The organism is Paenarthrobacter sp. PAE-2 (genome assembly GCF_026013155.1).
Taxonomy (GTDB): domain Bacteria; phylum Actinomycetota; class Actinomycetes; order Actinomycetales; family Micrococcaceae; genus Arthrobacter; species Arthrobacter ureafaciens.
The window spans coordinates 1-17,783 of sequence record NZ_JAPDNV010000042.1 but is presented as its reverse complement, the minus strand read 5'-3'; the positions used below and the strand labels follow the sequence as shown (position 1 = coordinate 17,783).

Below are 17,783 nucleotides of genomic sequence, written 5' to 3'. Positions count from 1 at the left end.
CGGTTGATCGTTCAACAACCGGGCGGTTGGGTGTGCGGCAAACCTTCAGGTTTGCTCCCGTAAACTGGCCCCGTTGCCACTTCGACGTCGAGTAACCACGAGGAATTGATGAGTCCCGCAAACGAACCACGCCTGTCCAAGGCCGAGCGCACAGCCCAGGCCCGCGAACAAGCGCGCAAGATCCGCGAAGAACAGCTTAAGAAGGAGAAGCGCAACAAGCTCCTGATTGGCTGGGGCATCGTGGTTGCCGTCGTGGCGATCCTCGTGATCATCGCACTCGTGGTGGTCCAGAACATCCAGAACAGCGCCCCGATCGCGGACAGCGGCCCCACCCCCGCCAACGGCAACGTCCACGGCGGCGTGACGCTGTTGGCCAACAACGAAGTAGTCAAGTCGGAGCCCGCCACGGTGAACGTGGCCGATGTCCCGGCTCCGCTGACCACCAAGCCGGCTACCGTGGCCGCTCCAGGCGCCGAGGCGGAAGCCGGCAAGCCCGTCAAGGTTGTTGCCTACATCGACTTCATCTGCCCGGTCTGCAAGCGCTTCGAAACCACTTACGGTGAATCGCTGACCAACCTGCGCAACGAAGGCAAGATCTCCCTTGAGTACCGGCCGCTTGGTTTCCTGGACCAGCAGTCCACCACCAACTACTCCTCCCGCGCCGCGAACGCTGCCGCCTGCGTCGTGAACACCTCGCCGGAGAAGTACGCCGACTTCTTCAACCTCCTGTTCGAGCGCCAGCCGTCCGAAGGCGGTGCAGGCATCTCCGACAAGGACCTCAAGGCCATGGCCACTGAAGTGGGAGCCGCCAATATCGATTCCTGCGTGGATAACAAGGAGTTCCGCCCGTACGTGAAGGTCGCCACGCAGGAAGCTGCCGCGATCGGAATCACCGGCACGCCTACCGTCTTTGTCGACGGCAAGCAGTGGGACGGGTCCACCGACCTTAACGCAGAGATCCAAGCGGCTATCAGCGCGAAGGGCTGATTTTCAGTCAAATACGACGGCGGCCGGTCCACCTTTCGCAGAAAGGTGAACCGGCCGCCGTCGTCTCCAGGCAGGGCTTGTCCGGCCTTGAATTTCCTTGTGGGGGAGGGTCTGGGCTAACCTTGTCTAGCGTTCTTTAGCGAGTGTCCAGCACAGGCTGGCATCGTTCATCGCGCCTCCTTAGCTCAGTTGGCCAGAGCACCTGTCTTGTAAACAGGGGGTCGCCGGTTCGAATCCGGCAGGGGGCTCCACTAACCCCTCTTTCCCGGCGGACCACCACCGGAAAGAGGGGTTTTCCGTATTCGGGGGCAGGCGTCATCACGGCGTGCCGGGGCGTTGCCGCGGCATGCATACTGGCTCTATGCAGACCACTGTGCTGGTGGAAGGTGAAAGCGACAAGGTGGCCGTGGAGACGCTGGCCGCCAAGCTTGGCCATGACCTGGCGGCAGAGGGCGTCACGGTGGTACCCATGGGCGGCGCCACCAGCATCATCCACTTTCTGGACCGTTATGGGCCCAGCGGCGCAGACCACAGGCTCCTGGGGTTGTGCGATGCAGGCGAATCTCCTGGCATTGCCAGGGCGCTGAGCCGTGCGGGCATCGGTCCCGGAACGTTGGCGGAACTTGGGTTCCACGTCTGCCACGAGGACCTGGAAGACGAACTCATCCGTGCCCTTGGAACGGAGAACGTCCTGAATGTCATTGAAGAACAGGGCGAATTGGCATCGTTCCGGCTCCTGCAGCGTCAACCGTCGCTCCGGGACCGCCCGGTGACGGACCAACTGCGGAGATTCTTCGGCGGCCGCAGTGGCAACAAGGTCCGGTATGCAAGGTTGTTGGTTGAGGCACTGCCCGACGGCGAGGCGCCACTGCCGCTGGGACTCCTCGTTGCCTCGTTCGCAGCCGGGAACTGAACAGCACACGTCCGTGTCCGGGGCTTCGTCGCAACCGCTAACGCCGTTCGCGCCAGTGCTTTCGGGGGCGCGGGGCGGTAACTGGTGCGCGTTGCCGCAACGCGAGCATCGGGAAGAGCAACACTGAGAGCATCCCGGCGCCGACCAGCGCGGAAGCGATCCCGTTGGAGATCAGGTGGGTGTCCTGCCCGATCCCCGTCACCGCAACGATGATCGGCAGGCCTGTTGCGCCGAACAGGGCAACGGCGCGTTTACCGGCAAAAGTGGAATGCCGTGGTGCGGCAAGCATCGAGGGCAGGCCCCGGACCACCAGCAACAGGATGAGGAACACCGGCACCAGCGCCAGGGTCATGGGGTCTGCGGTCAGTGCGCCGAGGTCGAAGTCGATTCCGGTGTCGATGAAGAAGATCGGGACCAGGAAGCCAAACGCAATGGCGTCCACTTTGGCCTCGATGACGCTGCGGTCCTGTTCGGGTGCCCGCGCGATGACCACCTTCCACAGGATCCCTGCAGCAAAGGCACCCAGCAGCATGTCCAGGCCCAGGGTCATGCTCAGCACCACCAGGACGGTGAGGATGAACATGATGGAGCGCACCGCGAACTGGCTGCTGGTGTGAAGAGTCCTGGTGACCTGCGCGTGCAGGAATTTGTGGCGGGAACGGGAGGCGAGGAAGACTGCAAGGCCGGTCAGGACAATAAAGCCCAGGAGTACTGCCGTGGCCGGACCCAACTGTTTACCGCTGAAGAACAAGGAGATGGCCACGAGGGGACCGAATTCCCCCACGGCGCCAAGGGCAGTCACCGCGATGCCCAGGGGAGTCCGGGACTCGCCCGCGTCGCGGAGGATGGGCAGCAGCGTGCCCAGCGCCGTGGAGCAGAGCGCGACGCCGATGATGACTGCCGCCTCCAAACCGGGTCCGAGGATGAGGCCCGCGCCGATTCCGGCCGCCAGGGAGATGACCCAGCCGATGCCTGCCCGCGCGGCAGGCCGGCCGCGGATGAGGCTGAAGTCGATCTCCGTGCCGGCCACGAAAAACAGCATGGCCAGTCCGAAATCCGCCAAGGTGTCGGTGAATTCCACCGATTGAACCCATCCCAGGACGGCCGGGCCCAGCAGCATGCCCAACAGGATCTCGAAGACCACCAGGGGGACTTTGATGACCCGGTCCAACGCCCGGACCAGCAAGGGCGCCAGGATTGCAAGGGAAGCGATCACCAGCAGTGACATGCTCAGGCCTTGCATCGGCAGTACCTCCGCCGCGACGAGTCGGGGAACAAACCCAAAGCTACCCGTCGGGTTCCTCCCGGCGCCATAACTGCGTCAACAAAAATCGACGGCGACGCCCCCGCCGTGGGAGCGTCGCCGTCGCCGTGGTCCGCTGTGGCCCACGCAGCGGGGCAGGTTATGGCGTGGGGCTGCCGCCGTTGACATTCAGGGTCTCGCCGACGACGTAGCTGGATTCGGGCGAGGCGAGGAAGACATAGGCCGGTGCGAGTTCAGCCGGCTGGCCGGCACGTCCCAGGGGAGTGTCCTTCCCGAACTCGGGCAGGGCCTCCTTGGGCTGGCCGCTGCTGACCTGGAGCGGAGTCCAGATGGGGCCCGGCGCCACGGCGTTGACTCGGATGCCCTGGGGAGCCAGCTGCTGGGCGAGGCCCTTGGTGAAGTTGTTGATGCTGGCCTTCGTCGTGGCGTAGTCCACCAGGGTGGGTGACGGATTGTAGGCCTGAATGGACGTGGTGTTGATGATCGTGGATCCCGCGGGCAGGTGGGGGAGGGCTGCCTTGGTCAGCCAGAACATTGCGTAGACGTTGGTCTTGATGGTGTGGTCGAACTGCTCATCGCTGATTTGCCCGAGTTCTTCCTGCGCCACTTGCTTGCCCGCGTTGTTGACCAGGATGTCGATCCCGCCCAAGGCGGACACTGCTGCGTCCACCACGTCGCGGCAGGTTGCCGAATCCTTGAGGTCGCCCGGCACCTTCACGGCCTTGCGGCCGGCTGCCTCGATGATGCCGGCGATGCGCGAGGCATCTTCCTCTTCTTCCGGCAGGTAGGAAAGAACGACGTCGGCACCCTCCCGGGCGAAGGCGATGGCCGTTGCCGCCCCGATGCCGGAATCGGCTCCCGTGACAATTGCCTTGCGGCCCTCCAAACGTCCGGTCCCGCGGTAAGAGTCTTCGCCGAGATCGGCCTTGGGGGTGAGTTCCGCATCCAGTCCCGGTTCCGGCTGGTGCTGCTTGGGCGGTGAAATGTGCTCGTATGCTGTGACCGGGTTTCGGAACGTGTACTGATCAGTCATGGTCGGTCCTCCTGGTATTGCGTGGAACACGGGCAAGCCTGCAATGAATTACTAAGTAGGCTTATGGTTTTCAGCCTATGCAAGGTCGGGAGTGGTCGCAAGTGCGGGATGCGGACGCTCGCCCCGGAGGGTAGTCAGGCGTGACGGCGGCTTCTTGCCCTGCGCTGTTCCGTGCGCTGCCTTTCCGCCCACCTGCGATGTTCCATCCACTGGCTGACGATTCCCGTCACCATCAGCGTGAAGCCGAGCAGTCCGAGCGGCGATGGGTGGATGGGGATCCCCAGCAGGATGAGCGCCAAGCCGAGTGCTGCCGCGATGACGTTCAGGGCCTTGGGGGCAGGTGCGGGCTCGGATGGGATGCCCGTTTCAAGTTGTTTGGCCAGCGCGGGATCCTGGATGAAGAGCTCGCGCTCCAGCTCCTGCAAGACCTTGCGCTCCTGATCCGATAGCGGCATGACGATCCTCCCCGTTCGCAACCCCGTAGCCATGGTGCCAATGTGCGCGTTGACGGCGGCTTTGCGCGCAACAGGATAAGCTAAGCATGCTTATTATTCGGTCCGCAAGCATTGATTGAGTGTTGTGGACATGGTCGCGCTAGGCTGGATTTCCCCCGGCTCAAGCAACGCGGCCGCAGGTACTAGGGTGCGGAGCTTTACACCATGTCGGACGAATCAGCCCTGGCCGCGCTCGCGGCCGAGTCCTTCTCGCTGGATGCACTCAGGGATGGGCAACTGGCCGCCATGAGCGCGCTCGCCGAAGGACGCGACGTCCTTGCCGTGATGCCCACCGGATATGGCAAGTCCGCCACCTACCAGGTCGCCGCCTTGTACCTGCACCAGCAGCAGCAGAAACTGCAGGGCCGAACCGGGGGACCCGCCGTCGTGGTTTCTCCGTTGATCGCCTTGCAGGAAGACCAGCTGGAGGGCCTCAACAGGCACCTGGGCGAGGGCGCCGCCGTCGCGGTCAACTCGGCCCACAGCGACGCGGACGTGGAAGCCGCATGGGATGCGGTGGAGTCCGGGAAGACGGTCTATCTTTTCCTGGCTCCCGAGCAGTTGGCCAAGCAGGAGACGGTGGAGCGGATCGCGCGGGCGGATCTCACCCTGCTGGTAGTGGACGAGGCCCATTGCGTTTCATCCTGGGGACACGACTTCCGGCCCGACTACCTCAACCTCGGCAACGTCCGTGAAAGCCTTGGGAACCCGCCCGTCGCGGCCCTGACCGCAACGGCGTCCCCGCCCGTGCGGGACGAAATTGTTGAGCGCCTGGGCATGCAGGATCCACTGATCCTGGTCCGGGGCTTCGACCGTCCCAACATCAGTTTGGAAGTAGTCCGCCACCACGAGGACAAGGCCAAGCGGAAGGCCGTGCTGTCCCAGGTTGCGTCGTTGACGACGTCGGGACAGAAGGGCTTGGTGTACGCGGCCACCCGCAAGGACACGGAGAAGTACGCAGCCAAGCTGGTGGCGCAGGGAATCCGTGCCGAGGCCTACCACGCAGGCCGTTCCGCATCCGAGCGCGAACACATCCACGAACAGTTCCTGGCCGATGACCTTGATGTAGTGGTTGCCACGACGGCGTTCGGCATGGGCATCGACAAGCCCAACGTCAGGTTCGTGGTGCATGCCGATATCCCCGAGTCCCTCGATGCCTACTACCAGGAGATTGGCCGGGGCGGCAGGGATGGGGACAAGGCGAGGGCAGTGCTGCACTACCGGTCCGAGGACCTCGGCCTGCGCAAGTTTTTCGGCACCCATGCTCCGGACCAGGAGTCCCTCCTCGCCGTGCTGAAGGTCCTGAAGAACGCAAGCGCGCCGGCAACCAAGAAGGTCCTGGCCGAGCTGACCGGGTTCCCGCCGAGGCGCGTTACTGCCTTGGTGAACCAGCTGGAGGAAGCCGACGCGGTGAAGGTGGGCAAACGCGGCGTCCGGCTTGCCTCCAAAGCGAAGCTGCGGTCCCTGGTGGCCCACGCCGTCGAGCTGGCCGAAGCACGCCAGCGCGTGGACCATTCCCGCCTCACCATGATGCGCGCGTACGCGGAGACCGACAGCTGCCGCCGGCAGTTCCTGCTGGGCTACTTCGGGGAAGAACTGGCAAAGGCCTGCGGCAACTGCGGCGTCTGTACAGAAGCCGCCAACCATCCCGACGTGCGGCGCACCGGCAAGGAAACGCCCGACGCCGGCGCCTCGCCTGATCCGTTCCCGTTGCAGTCCGCGGTGATCCATAAGGAATGGGGGCCAGGACTTGTCATGCGGCACGAAGACGACGTCATCACCGTGCTGTTCGAGCACGAAGGATACAAAACCCTGTCCCGCTCGACCGTCATGGAGCACGAACTCCTCAGGCCTGCCTAGGTTTTCAGCTCAAGCATCAAGGCCGGGAGCTGGTCGGCAAGTTCCCGGGCAAGGAATCCCAGCGGGCCCATGGTACTGGCCAGCCTGTCCGCGGCAGCTGCGTGCAAATGGGTCCCCCAGCAGGCAGCTTGGGTGCTGCTGGTACCCCGGGCGCGCAGCCCGGCAATGGCACCGGCAAGGACATCGCCGCTGCCGGATGTTCCCAGTCCGCCGTAACCCGTGGTGATTTTCCACAGTGCGGATTCCGCTTCCGACGTGCCGGGTGCACCTGCGATGTAGCCCTGGCAACTGACCACGGCGTCGAACTTCCGCGCCACCGCCGCCACATCGGCCTCGAGATCCTCCACGTCCCTGCCCAGGAGGATTCCTGCTTCCGTGGGATTGGGGGTGAGGATCATGCGGCCCCGCCACGGGTCCAGCCGGTCCTCCAGCTGCGGCAACGCCCCCAAAGCGAAGGCGTCGAGCACGACGGCGGGACCTTCCGTTGGGGCTTGTCCTCCGCGGTCTTCCTCGCGTTCAAGAAGGGCGCACAGCAAGTCCCGGCTCAACTCCTGGTCATCAAGGCCGGGTCCGATCAGTACGGCATCCGCCCGGTCAAGGTACGAGGAAATGCGGTCCAGGCCTTTTCCGGTGATAGAGCCCTTGGAGTCTTCGGGAAGGCCCACGGCACCACATTCGGGTAGCGCCACGCCGAGCTGCACAGACACCGATTCGGCCACTGCCAGCGTCAGTTTCCCGGCACCTGCCCGGAGCGCGGATGCGCCGGCGAGCAGGGCGGCGCCCGGCGTCGAACGGCCACCCCCAACCACCAGCACGGCACCCCGCGAGTATTTATCTTCACCGGGCGCGGGCAGGGACCAGTCCCGCAGCAGCGACGGGGTGACCGGCGTCGGGGTGTCAGCGGGGGTGGACACTGGCGTCTCCTGCGTGCTCGGTAACGGAAACGCCCTGCTCGGTGAGGTGGTCCGCTACGTTGAAGCTGTCCAACGTCCAAGGCCCGGCGCCCGATGGTCGCAGGTACCGGGTGATGGAGGCGTTGAGGATCGAGGTTGTGGCCGCCAGGTCCAGGACCTCTTCCTCGGACATACCCTCAAGCACGTACCGGACCAGCATGATCACCGCGTCGTGGCAGACCAGCATCACCCGTTTGCCGCTGTTGAGGGTGTTCAGTTCATCCAGCACGGAGCGCAGCCGCAGTGCCACGTCCGCCCAGGATTCGCCGCCAGGAGGCCGGTAATACAGTTTGCCCAGCCAGAGCCGCCGCTCGGCTTCCTCCGGGTACCGGGATTCGACCCCCAGGCGGGTCAGCCGGTCCAGGATGCCCAGTTCGCGGTCCCGCAAGCGTTCATCGGACAGGACTTTGACAGGCCAGCCGGCCGTCCGGACGGCGATTTCCGCCGTCTGCCTCGCCCGCGCGTAGGGGGACGAAACGACGGCGTCGGGAAGGTCAGCCTCCGGAATCCTTGCCAGTGCCGTTCCCAGCGCCTTTGCCTGCTCCTGCCCGAGGTCCGACAGGTTCACGTCCGCGTCCCGTGCCGGAACCTCAATGACTTCTGCCCCGGCGAGCCGCGCCTCCGTCGCTGCGACGTTGCCTTCGCTCTCCCCGTGCCGGATCAGCAGCAACTCCACGGCACCGGCTTCCTGCACCGCATCTGTCAGCCCGTCGTCGTTCATCCGGAATCACCCCATCAGTGTTGTCTTGCTGATTATCCAGCTGTCCTTTTCCAGTTGTCTGCAGAACACTACACACCGGGTACCCACGGTTTTGGAAGATAAACGCACGACGGCGGGCTGCCGCGCACTGCGCTGCTTCCGGAGTGGCCGTGTGCTTCGAGCCGCAGTCAAGCCCTGTTGCCTTCGGCCGGGGTGAAGTAAGTTGCTGGGATGGACGACTCATACCAGGTCATTGTGGTCGGCGGCGGATTCGCAGGTGTTGCGGCAGCCAAGGAACTCGGGCGAAAGGGCGTTCGCGTCCTGCTGATCGACTCGAACAACTACCACCAATTCCAGCCGTTGCTCTACCAGGTGGCCACCTCCCAAATCGGTGTCTCGGCCATAGCCCGCCCGCTCCGTTCCGTGTTCCGGCGCTACAAATCCGTCAAAGTCCTGACCGCGAAAGTCAGTTCAGTGGACACGGCACGGAAGACGGTTACCACCACGGACGGACGGACTCTCCGCGGACAGATCTTGGTGCTTGCCGTGGGCGCGGTACCCAACTTCTTCAATACTCCAGGGGCCGAGGAACACGCCTATCCGCTGTACTCCGTCACGGATGCCACAAAGCTGGGCACCGGCCTCACGCGGCTACTGGACCAAGCGGACCGCAACGACGGCATGGTGGACGTGGTTGTTGTGGGTGGTGGTCCTACCGGTGTTGAAACTGCCGGAGCAATGGCCGAAAACGTCAAGTACGTGGTCCGCAAATACTTCTCGCCCGAGCTGGCGTCACGGTGCCGCGTGCACTTGGTGGACATGGTCCCGAGCGTACTGAATGCCTTCTCGAAGAAATCCCAGGCCTACGCGGCCGAGCATCTTGGGAAGGTCGGCGTTCAACTCCGCATGGGGGTGGGAGTCACGGAAGTCCGGGCCGACGGGGTTTCCCTTGCTGACGGCACCTTCATTCCGGCGCAAATCGTCGTGTGGGCCGGTGGGCTGAAGGCCGGCGACCTCATCTCCGGATCCGGCCTGGCACAAGGCAGGGGAGGGCGGATCGACGTCCGGCCGGACCTTACCGCGCCGGACGTTGACGGGGTGTATGTCCTGGGAGATGCCGCCAACGTCACCGACGACGCCGGAAACAAGCTTCCCCAGTTGGGTTCAGTTGCGCAGCAGGCAGGAAAGTGGGCGGCCCACAACATCATTGCCGACTTGAACGGTGGTACCCGCAAGCCTTTCCATTACGTGGACAAGGGCTACATGGCGATGGTTGGCCGTGGCGCGGCGGTGGCCGAGCTGGGGCGGAAGCGCTACCAGCTGCAGGGCACTTTTGCCTTCCTTTCCTGGCTCCTGGTGCACCTGGCACTGTTGTCCGGAATCCAGCAGAAGGTCAGGGCGCTGTTCTCCTGGCTCAACGGCTACATCCTGCACAGCCCCGCGCAGGTAGTGGTGAGCGGTCCGGTGGACAGGGCCATGGAGGACGAGGATCCCGCCCGCCCGGTCACCCCGGAGAAATTGCCGGTGGGAGAACAACCGGGCACCGGGTTGCCGCCCGCCGGGCAATAAGCTGGAGGTTGAACCCGGAGCGAGGAGCAGCATGTCATTGAAAGACCGTCTCAAGGCAGACGTTGTGGAGCACATGAAAGCCGGCAACAAGACTGCCCTCACCACAGTGCGCAATGTTCTGGGCGAGATCACGACGCGCGAGAAATCCGGCAAGACGCCGGTGGACCTCGACGACGCCCAGGTGATTTCGTTGCTGCAGAAGGAAGCCGCCAAGCGCAGGGACACCGCCCGGATCTATACCGAAGCCGGTGAAAGTGAACGTGCAGCGGCCGAAGTCGCAGAAGCGGAAATCATCGAGGCCTACCTTCCGAAGCCGCTTACCCGTGAAGAAGTCGAGGCGATTGTTGACGAGGAGATTGCCGCTCTCACGGCCAGCGGGCAGGAACTCTCGATGCGTTCCCTCGGCGCGGTCATGAAGCCCGTGACGGCCAAGGTGGCTGGACGGTTCGACGGCAAGGCCGTCAGCGAGATCGTCAGGGCACGCCTGGGCTGACGTGCTGCCGGGGGTTGCTGCTCAGTTGACGCCCAGCAGCCCCCGCAACGTGTCAGCGTTCCGCACGGCGTTGCCGCCGCCGTCGTTGTTGAAGTACGCGAACACATCTTTGCCGTCACCGCTCCACTCTCGGATGCGGTCCGCCCACCACCGCATGTCCTCCTCCGTGTAGGAACCGCCGTAAAGGTGTTCCTGGTCCGGACCGTGGAGCCTGACATACACAAAAGGCGCCGTGGAGCGCAGGATGCAAGGCAAGTTGGCCCCGCTCATGACGCAGTAGGCGGCTTGGTGGCGCTCAAGGATGGCGTAGACGTCCGGGTGGTCCCAGCTGTCATGGCGGAACTCCACGGAAACCCGGATCCACTCGGGGACGGCGGCCAGGAAATAGTCCAGGCGGGCATCGTCGCGGGCGAAATCGGGCGGTAACTGGGCCAGGAGGACTGCCCTTTTGTCGCCGAGCTCGTGCCAGCAGCGCGTGATGCGCTCAAGCCACACCTCCGGGGCGTAGAGCTTCTTGGCGTGTGTCAGCCCGCGGGGAGCTTTCACGGACATCGCGAACCCGGGTGGAAGCCTCTCACGCCACCCCGCGAACGTGGTGTCCCGGGGCCAGCGGTAAAAGCTCGCGTTCAGCTCAACCGTGGAGAAGCGTGCAACGTAGGCGTCCAGCCGTTTCGCCGTGGGCAGGCCGGGAGGGTAGAGCACGTCCTTCCAATGGTCGTAGCTCCAGCCCGAAGTGCCAATGTGGATGCCCATGATTGGATGCTAGCGGGTCAGGGAACCCGGGTGTGGAATCAGCGGGGCATGGTTCTGGCCATCAGTGCCTGAAGGTCTTCGGCCACGCCGGCAACTTCGCGCTGGCGGCTGCGCCTCGGCTTTGACCTGCGACGTTCGTGCCGGGCAGGGGTGCTGGAGCTGCGGACAGGGCGGTGGACTCGTGGATCACGCACGGGCTGCGCGTCGCCGATGACAGTGCCCTGCAAAGGATCGTGGAACAGCGGGAGGTTCATGATTCCTGATCCTGACATAGCCGGACCGCCGCCGATATGGACAATTGCATACCTTCTTCGCGGCGCGCTAGGCACCTGTCCCTGCCGGGCGACTACTCTCCCGGCGGTGCGGCGGTGGTCTTGCGAACAATCAGCTTCGGCGGCACCAGGATGTGTTGAGCCTCACTGCGTCCTTCAATCCGGGAGATGAGCAACTCTGCAGCGTTTCGACCCATCTGGACGCCGGATTGGTCAACGGTCGTAAGCCCGATGGGTGGGAGACCTGACACCGGAATGTTGTCGTAGCCCACCATCGAGATGTCCTCAGGGACGCTAATTCCCGCTTCAAGAAGGCTCGTGTATGCGCCGAGGGCCGCAACGTCGGCGCCGCCGTGAAGGGCGGTTGGTCGGGTGGACGAGGGCCGTTGGACGATCAGTTTGCCCGCTTCGACGCCACCGGCTGATCCCCACAAGCCCGGTATGTGATCTATCCATTCACCGAGGCCGGAATGTTCCATGGCCAGGTCATAGCCCAGGGCCCTGACAGTCTGAGGCATGCTGGGTTCATTGTCCGAAAGCGTGCTTCCCATGAAGGAGATGCGACGGTGGCCCAGCGATGCCAGATGCTCGACGATTAGGGCGCTGCCGGCGATGTCGTCACTGGCCACCGTGTCGAACGGTTCGGCCGGGCCGTGTCGTCCAAGGACCACGACCGGTATGGCACGTCCAAGCTCCTCCAGTTCTTCGTTTCTCCCGAACGGTGCTATCAGCAACAGACCGTCCATGCGACGGTCCAGCATGGCTTCGACAAGCTTCCTTTGGGCTTCCAGCCCATGGCTTGCCTGCCCGATAAGCACTTGGTTCTTCTACGACGTCGCGGACGCCGTCCAGGATAAGCCCTCAAGGGCGGACACCCTTACCCAGGCCCCGGCCACCACCCCTAAGGAGACACCACCCATGCCTGTGCTCGTGCAACCGGCAACTTTTGAACACCATCTGCAAGCCCTCGGAATTGGTGAGGCAACCCCACGCATCTCCTGGAAGACCACAGCAGAACCGGGATGGGCACAAGAGGGGTACGAAGTGTCGGTTACAACCGGAAGCGGCACTCATAGGAGCGGGAGGATCGCTTCTGCCCAGTCTGTCCTGGTTCCGTGGACGGCTCCTGCGCTCACGTCGGCTGAGCGAGCCGAAGTGAGTGTCCGGGTATGGGGGCTTGGTGACCAAGCACCGAGCGAATGGAGCCGGCCCGCCGTCGTCGAATGCGGACTCTTGGATCCCCAAGACTGGACGGCGGCGGCAGTGAGCCCGAGCTGGGACGAGGACACAGGCGAGGACCGAAGGCCGCCTCTGCTGCGGCGTGGGTTCTCGCTTGACCACCCGGTAAAGTCCGCCCGTCTTTACGTCACAGCTCACGGCCTTTACGAGGTAGAGATCAATGGTTTACGGGTTGGAGATGATGCCCTCTCACCTGGTTGGACTGTGTACGGTCAACGCCTGCGCTACTACACCTAAGACGTCACCCAATACCTGTCCCGAGGAGACAATGCAATGGGTGCGTGGCTCTCGGATGGATGGTACCGGGGTCGCATCGGTTTTGCCGGCGGTCGGTCCGACCTTTATGGGGAAAAGCTTGCTTTGCTTGCGCAACTCCACGTCATGCACGACGACGGTTCAGTCACGGTAATAGGTACGGACGACGCCTGGAAGGCCGGTTTCGGTCCAATAGTCAGATCAGGCCTTTACAAGGGTGAGCACTGCGACGCTCGACAGTTTCCATCAGGCTGGAGTAGTCCCGGCTTCGACGACACTGGCTGGGGGTCCGTGATCGCCGTCGAACGTGATCCCAAGACTCTGGTGGCGCCGGAAGGCCCGCCCATACGTTGCACAGATGAAGTTCATCCGGTAAGCGTGTGGACGTCTCCCTCGGGGAAGACCCTGATCGATTTCGGGCAGAATCTTGTCGGGAAGCTCCAGATCAAAGTCAAGGGTGAGGCTGGCTCGACGGTCGTGATCCGACATGCCGAAGTTCTCCAGGATGGCGAACTTTATACGCGGCCGCTCCGGCACGCCGAGGCAACTGATCTTTACACGCTCTCCGGTGCCAGCCTGGAAACCTGGGAACCGAAGTTCACCATCCATGGCTTCCGTTACGCCGAGATCACTGGATGGACGGGTGATGATGTTGCGCAGAATGTTGTAGCGCGGGTGTACCACACAGATATGGAGCGGACAGGGTGGTTCGAATCCTCCAACCCGGACCTTAACCGCCTTCACGACAACGTGCTATGGAGCATGAAGGGTAACTTCGTGGATATCCCCACCGATTGCCCGCAGCGGGATGAGCGCCTGGGCTGGACCGGAGACATCCAAGTGTTCGCCCCGACGGCCAGTTTCCTCTACGACTGCTCGGGCATGCTGTCCTCATGGCTGAAAGACGTGGCCGCCGAACAGCTCCCGGATGGCACGGTGCCTTGGTTTGTTCCTGTGGTACCTGTCGATGATCCTTGGTCGCCCACCCAGCCCAGCGCTGTTTGGGGTGATGTGGCCGTGCTGACGCCATGGGTGCTCTACGAGCGTTTCAATGACCCTGGAATCCTGGCTGCACAGTACGAAAGTGCAATGCGTTGGGTGGACCTCATCGACCGGTTGGCGGGCGAAAAACGGATCTGGAGCGGCAGCTTCCAATTCGGTGACTGGTTGGACCCTGCTGCGCCGCCGGAGGATCCTACGCAAGCGGTGACCGACCCCCACTTGGTGGCCACCGCGTACTTCGCTTGGTCTGCCCGGCATCTCGCGCGCACTGCCGCCGTACTGGGGAAGCGCGACGATGAACTGCACTACCTTGCGCTGTCCCGTGCCGTCGCGGACGCCTTCTCCCGCCAGTACATCCACCCTGACGGCACAATGACCAGCGACGCCCAGACAGCTTACGCATTGGCGATAGTCTTCGACCTCTTCCCGGATGCGGATTCAAAAGCCAGGGCGGGTTCGCGTTTGGCTGAGTTGGTGCGGGCGAACGGCAACCGCATCGGCACAGGTTTTGCGGGCACACCCGTGGTGTCCGATGCACTCACATTGTCCGGCGATATCGATGCGGCATATGGCCTGTTGTTGGAGAAAGAGTGCCCATCTTGGCTCTACGCTGTGGGGCAAGGAGGAACCACAATCTGGGAGCGCTGGGATTCAATGCTTCCGGACGGCTCCATGAACCCGGGGGAGATGACGTCTTTCAACCATTACGCCCTGGGAGCGGTAGCTGACTGGATACACCGGGTGGTCGCCGGCCTCGCGCCGCTCGAGCCTGGATACCGCAAGATCCTTGTCAGACCTCAGCCCGGTGGTGGCCTCAGTTGGGCCTCGGCCCGCCACGAGACGCCGTACGGCACTGCGTCGGTGCAGTGGAAGATCGACGACGGGCACCTGAGCGCCGTGGTTGACATTCCCACAGGAACGACGGCGCGGGTGGAACTGCCGGGACAGGAGCCACTTGAAGTCGGTTCAGGATGCCACGAGTTCGGGGTGCAGCTGGTTCGCTAAGGCGTGGCGCCAGCGGCCGGGGGTTTCGCGTCCCCGGCTCCCGGCGCTTCAGCAGGTCTCTGCCGGCTAGGCAGTAGGTGGGTAGACAGGCGCAGGTCCAAGCCGGTCTTTGCTGCTGCTCCAGCTGGCGAGGAAGTCGAGTTGATCTTGGGCGTGGCTTCCGGGTTCGGCTGAGTACGCGACCAGAGTGAGTCCTTCTCCGGGCAGTTCCAGGGCGTCGCCGGTGAGTTCAATCTCGCCTACGAGTTGGTTGCGCATTGTTTTGCGGGCGCTGCGGTGGAAGCGGACGTTGTGCCGGGCCCAGCGTGTGGAGAATTCGGTGCTTCCGGCTGCAAGGTCCCCGATCAGGCTGTTCAGGGCCCGGTCCCGTGGGTTCTGTCCGGATGTTGTGCGCAAAGCCGCTGCGAAATCGTCGGCGAGGGTATCCCAATCGACAAAGAAGTCCCTGGACAGGGGATCCAGGAACGTGAAGCGGGCAAGGTTTACCGGGAGCTTCCCCGGGCCGAGGATGTCGGTGTACAGGGCGAAGCACAAGCTGTTCGCGGCCACAACGTCCATGCGGGCATTCCGGACGTAGGCCGGTGTTCCTGTCATCCCGGCCAGGACTCTCTCAATGCTTGGACGCACGTCCACGCGGGCACGCCGCGCCGCGGATGCTGGGGCCGGCGCTGCCGCTTTGGCGAGGTCATGCAGGTGGGCGCGTTCTGCTTCATCGAGCTGCAGGGCCCGGGCTAAGGAGTCGAGAACGGAGTCGGACACGCCTCGCAGGTTTCCTCGCTCGAGCCGTGCGTAGTACTCGGTGCTGACGCCCGTGAGCATGGCAACTTCTTCGCGTTTGAGACCGGCTACCCTTCGGGTTCCGCCGTAGGCGGGTAGCCCTGCCTGGGACGGGGTGATGCGTGCCCGGCGGCTCATGAGGAAGTCGCGGACGTCTTTGGTGTTGTCCATGCCTTCTAGGCTACGGCGATACGGGAATGGCCTAACAGGAACTGCCAGTACACCGCACAACAGACACTCCCGCGTCCATAAAGGGGCTGGTTTTCTTGAAGAAGACCGTTTCTGTGTTTCGAAAGGACGCCATGTCTGTCCCTACCGTCAGCCGCCTGGCTGTTGTTGTTCCACCCAGGGCGTCCCTGATAGTTGCCATGCTGGGATTCTTCGTGGTCGCCCTGGACGCTCAGATCGTCAACGTCGCACTCCCGGAAATCCGCAATGATCTCGGCGGTGGCCTCTCCGGCCTGCAGTGGGTCGTGACCGGGTACACGCTGATGTTTTCTGCCCTCCAGCTGTTCGCGGGCACGCTCTCCGACCGCGCAGGTGCCCGGCGCGCCTACGGGTTGGGCATGCTGATCTTCATTGTCGCTTCTGCCGCGTGCGCGCTGACCCCGACCCTGCCGGTCCTTATCGCTTCGCGTATTGTGCAAGGCATCGGAGCAGCGATGATCACCCCTGCATCCCTGGCCCTGATCCGGGAGGCCTATCACGACCCGGCCGCCCGGGGTCGGGCAATAGTTTATTGGGGATTGGGCGGCTCAGTGGCTGCCGCTGCAGGACCGGTACTGGGCGGACTTTTGACCCAACTCGACTGGCGGCTGATCTTCTTCGTCAATCTGCCCGTCGGTGCATCGGCACTGATTGTCCTCTCACGAGTAGCACGCTCATCCCGCCATTCAGCCCCTTTCGACTGGGCAGGTCAAATTGCCGCCGTCGCAGCACTGGCCGCACTGACCTACGGAATCATCGAAGGCGCTGAGGCAGGATATGGCAGCCCTGCCATCCTGACCCTCTTCGGCATCAGTGCGATATCGCTCGTGGCTTTCATCGTCACCCAATCCAGAGGCCGGCATCCGATGATTCCCCTGGATTTGTTCCGGTCACGTGCGGTGTCCACCGCGCTGGTCATTGCTGTGGTGACGATGGCTGCTTTCTACGGCATCGTGTTCATGCAAAGCCTCTATTTCCAACAGGAACGCGGATACTCTGCACTTGAAACCGGCCTGTTGTTCCTACCGATGACGGCCTTGGTTGCCATCTTGAACCCTTGGGTGGCGCGCCTGATGACCCGGTTCGGGCATGTGGCCATGATCGCCGCGGGCCAGCTGATCATGGCCGCCGGCCTCGCCGGCCTCTGTCTACTCCCTGCAAATGCGCCGGTCCTGCTCGTGGCAGCTTTCATGATCCCCGTCGGCGTTGGTGGTTCCTTCACCGTCCCGCCGATTATTGCCCAGGTCATGGACAACGTCGCTGCCGAACAGGCCGGCACGGCCAGCGGGGTGGTCAACACCGCCCGCCAGGTCGGTGGGTCCATGGGTGTGGCCATCTTCGGCGCCGTGCTGGCCAGCGGCGAGTTCATGACAGGGCTTCGCGCCAGCCTCGGGGCGACAGCGGCAGTACTCGTGATCCTGGTCGTCGTATCCCTGGCACTACAGCATCGTTCCCAACCAACCACAAACTGATCCTTAGCTTCATGAAAGGACCATTCAATGCGTCTTTCGATTCCGGGCCCCTCCTCCAAGGGGCCCACCGACAAATTCACCGGCGAGGTGTACCTGAACCCGCTGCAGTCCGCTGAAGATCCTTCACGGCTGATCACCGCCATGGTCCGGTTCAGCCCCGAAGCCCGTACCCATTGGCACTCTCACCCCCTGGGCCAGACACTGCACTGCACCGACGGGGCAGGGCTGGTCGCCACCCGCGACGGGAAGGTCATACACATGCGTGCCGGAGACACCGTTTACACCCCGCCCGGCGAGGAACACTGGCACGGCGCAACACAGGACAGCCTGATGTGTCACCTGGCACTGGTAGAGCACGACGGCGGACACACGGCTACGTGGCTCGAGCCGGTCAGCGATCACGACTATCAAGCCGCCCACACCGCTAACGCCTGACTTCCAACAACGACAGCAAGGAAAACCATGAAAAACGTCACCCTTAACAACGGCGTCGAAATGCCAGTCCTCGGCTTCGGCGTATTCCAGATCCCCGAGG

At 63.5% G+C, this 17,783-nt stretch carries 17 protein-coding genes, 1 tRNA gene and 1 pseudogene; 10 read left to right on the top strand and 9 right to left on the bottom strand.

The window, feature by feature from the left end; translation table 11 throughout:
• The first annotated feature begins 108 nt into the window (after window positions 1-108).
• From OCL88_RS18170 to OCL88_RS18160, 3 genes are all read left to right on the top strand, one after another.
• Entirely contained in the window at window positions 109-987 is an 879-nt protein-coding gene (locus OCL88_RS18170) for a DsbA family protein (RefSeq protein WP_021473758.1), read from the top strand.
• Between the two features lie 174 nt (window positions 988-1,161).
• A tRNA-Thr gene (locus tag OCL88_RS18165) sits at window positions 1,162-1,238 on the top strand.
• A gap of 110 nt (window positions 1,239-1,348) precedes the next feature.
• Window positions 1,349-1,900: a TOPRIM nucleotidyl transferase/hydrolase domain-containing protein gene (locus OCL88_RS18160; protein WP_021473757.1), complete on the top strand. Its 552-nt coding sequence runs from the start codon at window positions 1,349-1,351 to the stop codon at window positions 1,898-1,900.
• A gap of 37 nt (window positions 1,901-1,937) precedes the next feature.
• Here OCL88_RS18160 and OCL88_RS18155 read toward each other — a convergent pair whose 3' ends face one another.
• The 3 genes from OCL88_RS18155 to OCL88_RS18145 all read right to left on the bottom strand — a co-directional run bounded on the left by OCL88_RS18155 (window position 1,938) and on the right by OCL88_RS18145 (window position 4,652).
• A complete protein-coding gene (locus OCL88_RS18155; protein WP_264963434.1) occupies window positions 1,938-3,128 on the bottom strand; it encodes a cation:proton antiporter in 1,191 nt (396 codons plus the stop codon).
• A gap of 175 nt (window positions 3,129-3,303) precedes the next feature.
• Complete coding sequence (locus OCL88_RS18150; RefSeq protein WP_166185691.1) at window positions 3,304-4,197, bottom strand: glucose 1-dehydrogenase; 894 nt, start codon at window positions 4,195-4,197, stop codon at window positions 3,304-3,306.
• Between the two features lie 134 nt (window positions 4,198-4,331).
• Entirely contained in the window at window positions 4,332-4,652 is a 321-nt protein-coding gene (locus tag OCL88_RS18145) for a DUF3040 domain-containing protein (RefSeq protein WP_264963433.1), read from the bottom strand.
• Between the two features lie 204 nt (window positions 4,653-4,856).
• Here OCL88_RS18145 and OCL88_RS18140 point away from each other — a divergent pair, with 204 nt between their 5' ends.
• Entirely contained in the window at window positions 4,857-6,551 is a 1,695-nt protein-coding gene (locus OCL88_RS18140; protein WP_264963432.1) for a RecQ family ATP-dependent DNA helicase, read from the top strand.
• Here OCL88_RS18140 and OCL88_RS18135 read toward each other — a convergent pair.
• The gene (locus tag OCL88_RS18135; protein WP_264963431.1) at window positions 6,548-7,465 is read right to left on the bottom strand and encodes an NAD(P)H-hydrate dehydratase; all 918 of its coding nucleotides are present in this window, start codon (window positions 7,463-7,465) and stop codon (window positions 6,548-6,550) included. The genes OCL88_RS18140 and OCL88_RS18135 overlap by 4 nt on opposite strands.
• Window positions 7,449-8,225, bottom strand: a complete 777-nt coding sequence (locus OCL88_RS18130; protein ID WP_264963430.1) for a histidine phosphatase family protein — start codon at window positions 8,223-8,225, stop codon at window positions 7,449-7,451. The genes OCL88_RS18135 and OCL88_RS18130 overlap by 17 nt, the downstream gene beginning before the upstream one ends.
• A gap of 210 nt (window positions 8,226-8,435) precedes the next feature.
• On the opposite strand from OCL88_RS18130, the gene OCL88_RS18125 reads away from it, so the two are divergent.
• Both OCL88_RS18125 and OCL88_RS18120 read left to right on the top strand, forming a co-directional pair.
• Window positions 8,436-9,773, top strand: a complete 1,338-nt coding sequence (locus OCL88_RS18125; protein ID WP_264963429.1) for an NAD(P)/FAD-dependent oxidoreductase — start codon at window positions 8,436-8,438, stop codon at window positions 9,771-9,773.
• 31 nt (window positions 9,774-9,804) lie between these two features.
• Window positions 9,805-10,266 carry a GatB/YqeY domain-containing protein gene (locus OCL88_RS18120; protein WP_166185701.1) on the top strand — a complete coding sequence of 154 codons (462 nt, stop codon included), beginning with the start codon at window positions 9,805-9,807 and terminating at the stop codon, window positions 10,264-10,266.
• A 21-nt stretch (window positions 10,267-10,287) separates the two neighbouring features.
• Here OCL88_RS18120 and OCL88_RS18115 read toward each other — a convergent pair whose 3' ends face one another.
• The 3 genes from OCL88_RS18115 to OCL88_RS18105 all read right to left on the bottom strand — a co-directional run bounded on the left by OCL88_RS18115 (window position 10,288) and on the right by OCL88_RS18105 (window position 12,109).
• Complete coding sequence (locus OCL88_RS18115) at window positions 10,288-11,019, bottom strand: DUF72 domain-containing protein (protein ID WP_264963428.1); 732 nt, start codon at window positions 11,017-11,019, stop codon at window positions 10,288-10,290.
• A gap of 38 nt (window positions 11,020-11,057) precedes the next feature.
• Complete coding sequence (locus OCL88_RS18110; protein WP_166185703.1) at window positions 11,058-11,273, bottom strand: hypothetical protein; 216 nt, start codon at window positions 11,271-11,273, stop codon at window positions 11,058-11,060.
• 92 nt (window positions 11,274-11,365) lie between these two features.
• Window positions 11,366-12,109, bottom strand: coding sequence for a LacI family DNA-binding transcriptional regulator (locus OCL88_RS18105; protein ID WP_264963427.1), 744 nt, complete (start codon window positions 12,107-12,109; stop codon window positions 11,366-11,368).
• Between OCL88_RS18105 and OCL88_RS18100 the strand changes: the two are divergent.
• Window positions 12,036-13,451, top strand: a pseudogene (locus OCL88_RS18100) (family 78 glycoside hydrolase catalytic domain); the annotation flags it as partial. The gene OCL88_RS18105 and the pseudogene OCL88_RS18100 overlap by 74 nt on opposite strands.
• Window positions 13,452-13,475: 24 nt before the next feature.
• Window positions 13,476-14,792: an alpha-L-rhamnosidase C-terminal domain-containing protein gene (locus OCL88_RS18095; protein WP_264963443.1), complete on the top strand. Its 1,317-nt coding sequence runs from the start codon at window positions 13,476-13,478 to the stop codon at window positions 14,790-14,792.
• Window positions 14,793-14,858: 66 nt separating this feature from the next.
• On the opposite strand, the gene OCL88_RS18090 is transcribed toward OCL88_RS18095, so the two are convergent.
• Window positions 14,859-15,740, bottom strand: a complete 882-nt coding sequence (locus OCL88_RS18090) for a helix-turn-helix transcriptional regulator (RefSeq protein WP_264963426.1) — start codon at window positions 15,738-15,740, stop codon at window positions 14,859-14,861.
• A 131-nt stretch (window positions 15,741-15,871) separates the two neighbouring features.
• Between OCL88_RS18090 and OCL88_RS18085 the strand changes: the two genes are divergently transcribed.
• Both OCL88_RS18085 and OCL88_RS18080 read left to right on the top strand, forming a co-directional pair.
• Window positions 15,872-17,248 carry an MFS transporter gene (locus tag OCL88_RS18085; RefSeq protein ID WP_264963425.1) on the top strand — a complete coding sequence of 459 codons (1,377 nt, stop codon included), beginning with the start codon at window positions 15,872-15,874 and terminating at the stop codon, window positions 17,246-17,248.
• Between the two features lie 27 nt (window positions 17,249-17,275).
• Complete coding sequence (locus tag OCL88_RS18080) at window positions 17,276-17,683, top strand: cupin domain-containing protein (protein WP_264963424.1); 408 nt, start codon at window positions 17,276-17,278, stop codon at window positions 17,681-17,683.
• The last annotated feature ends 100 nt before the right edge of the window (window positions 17,684-17,783 follow it).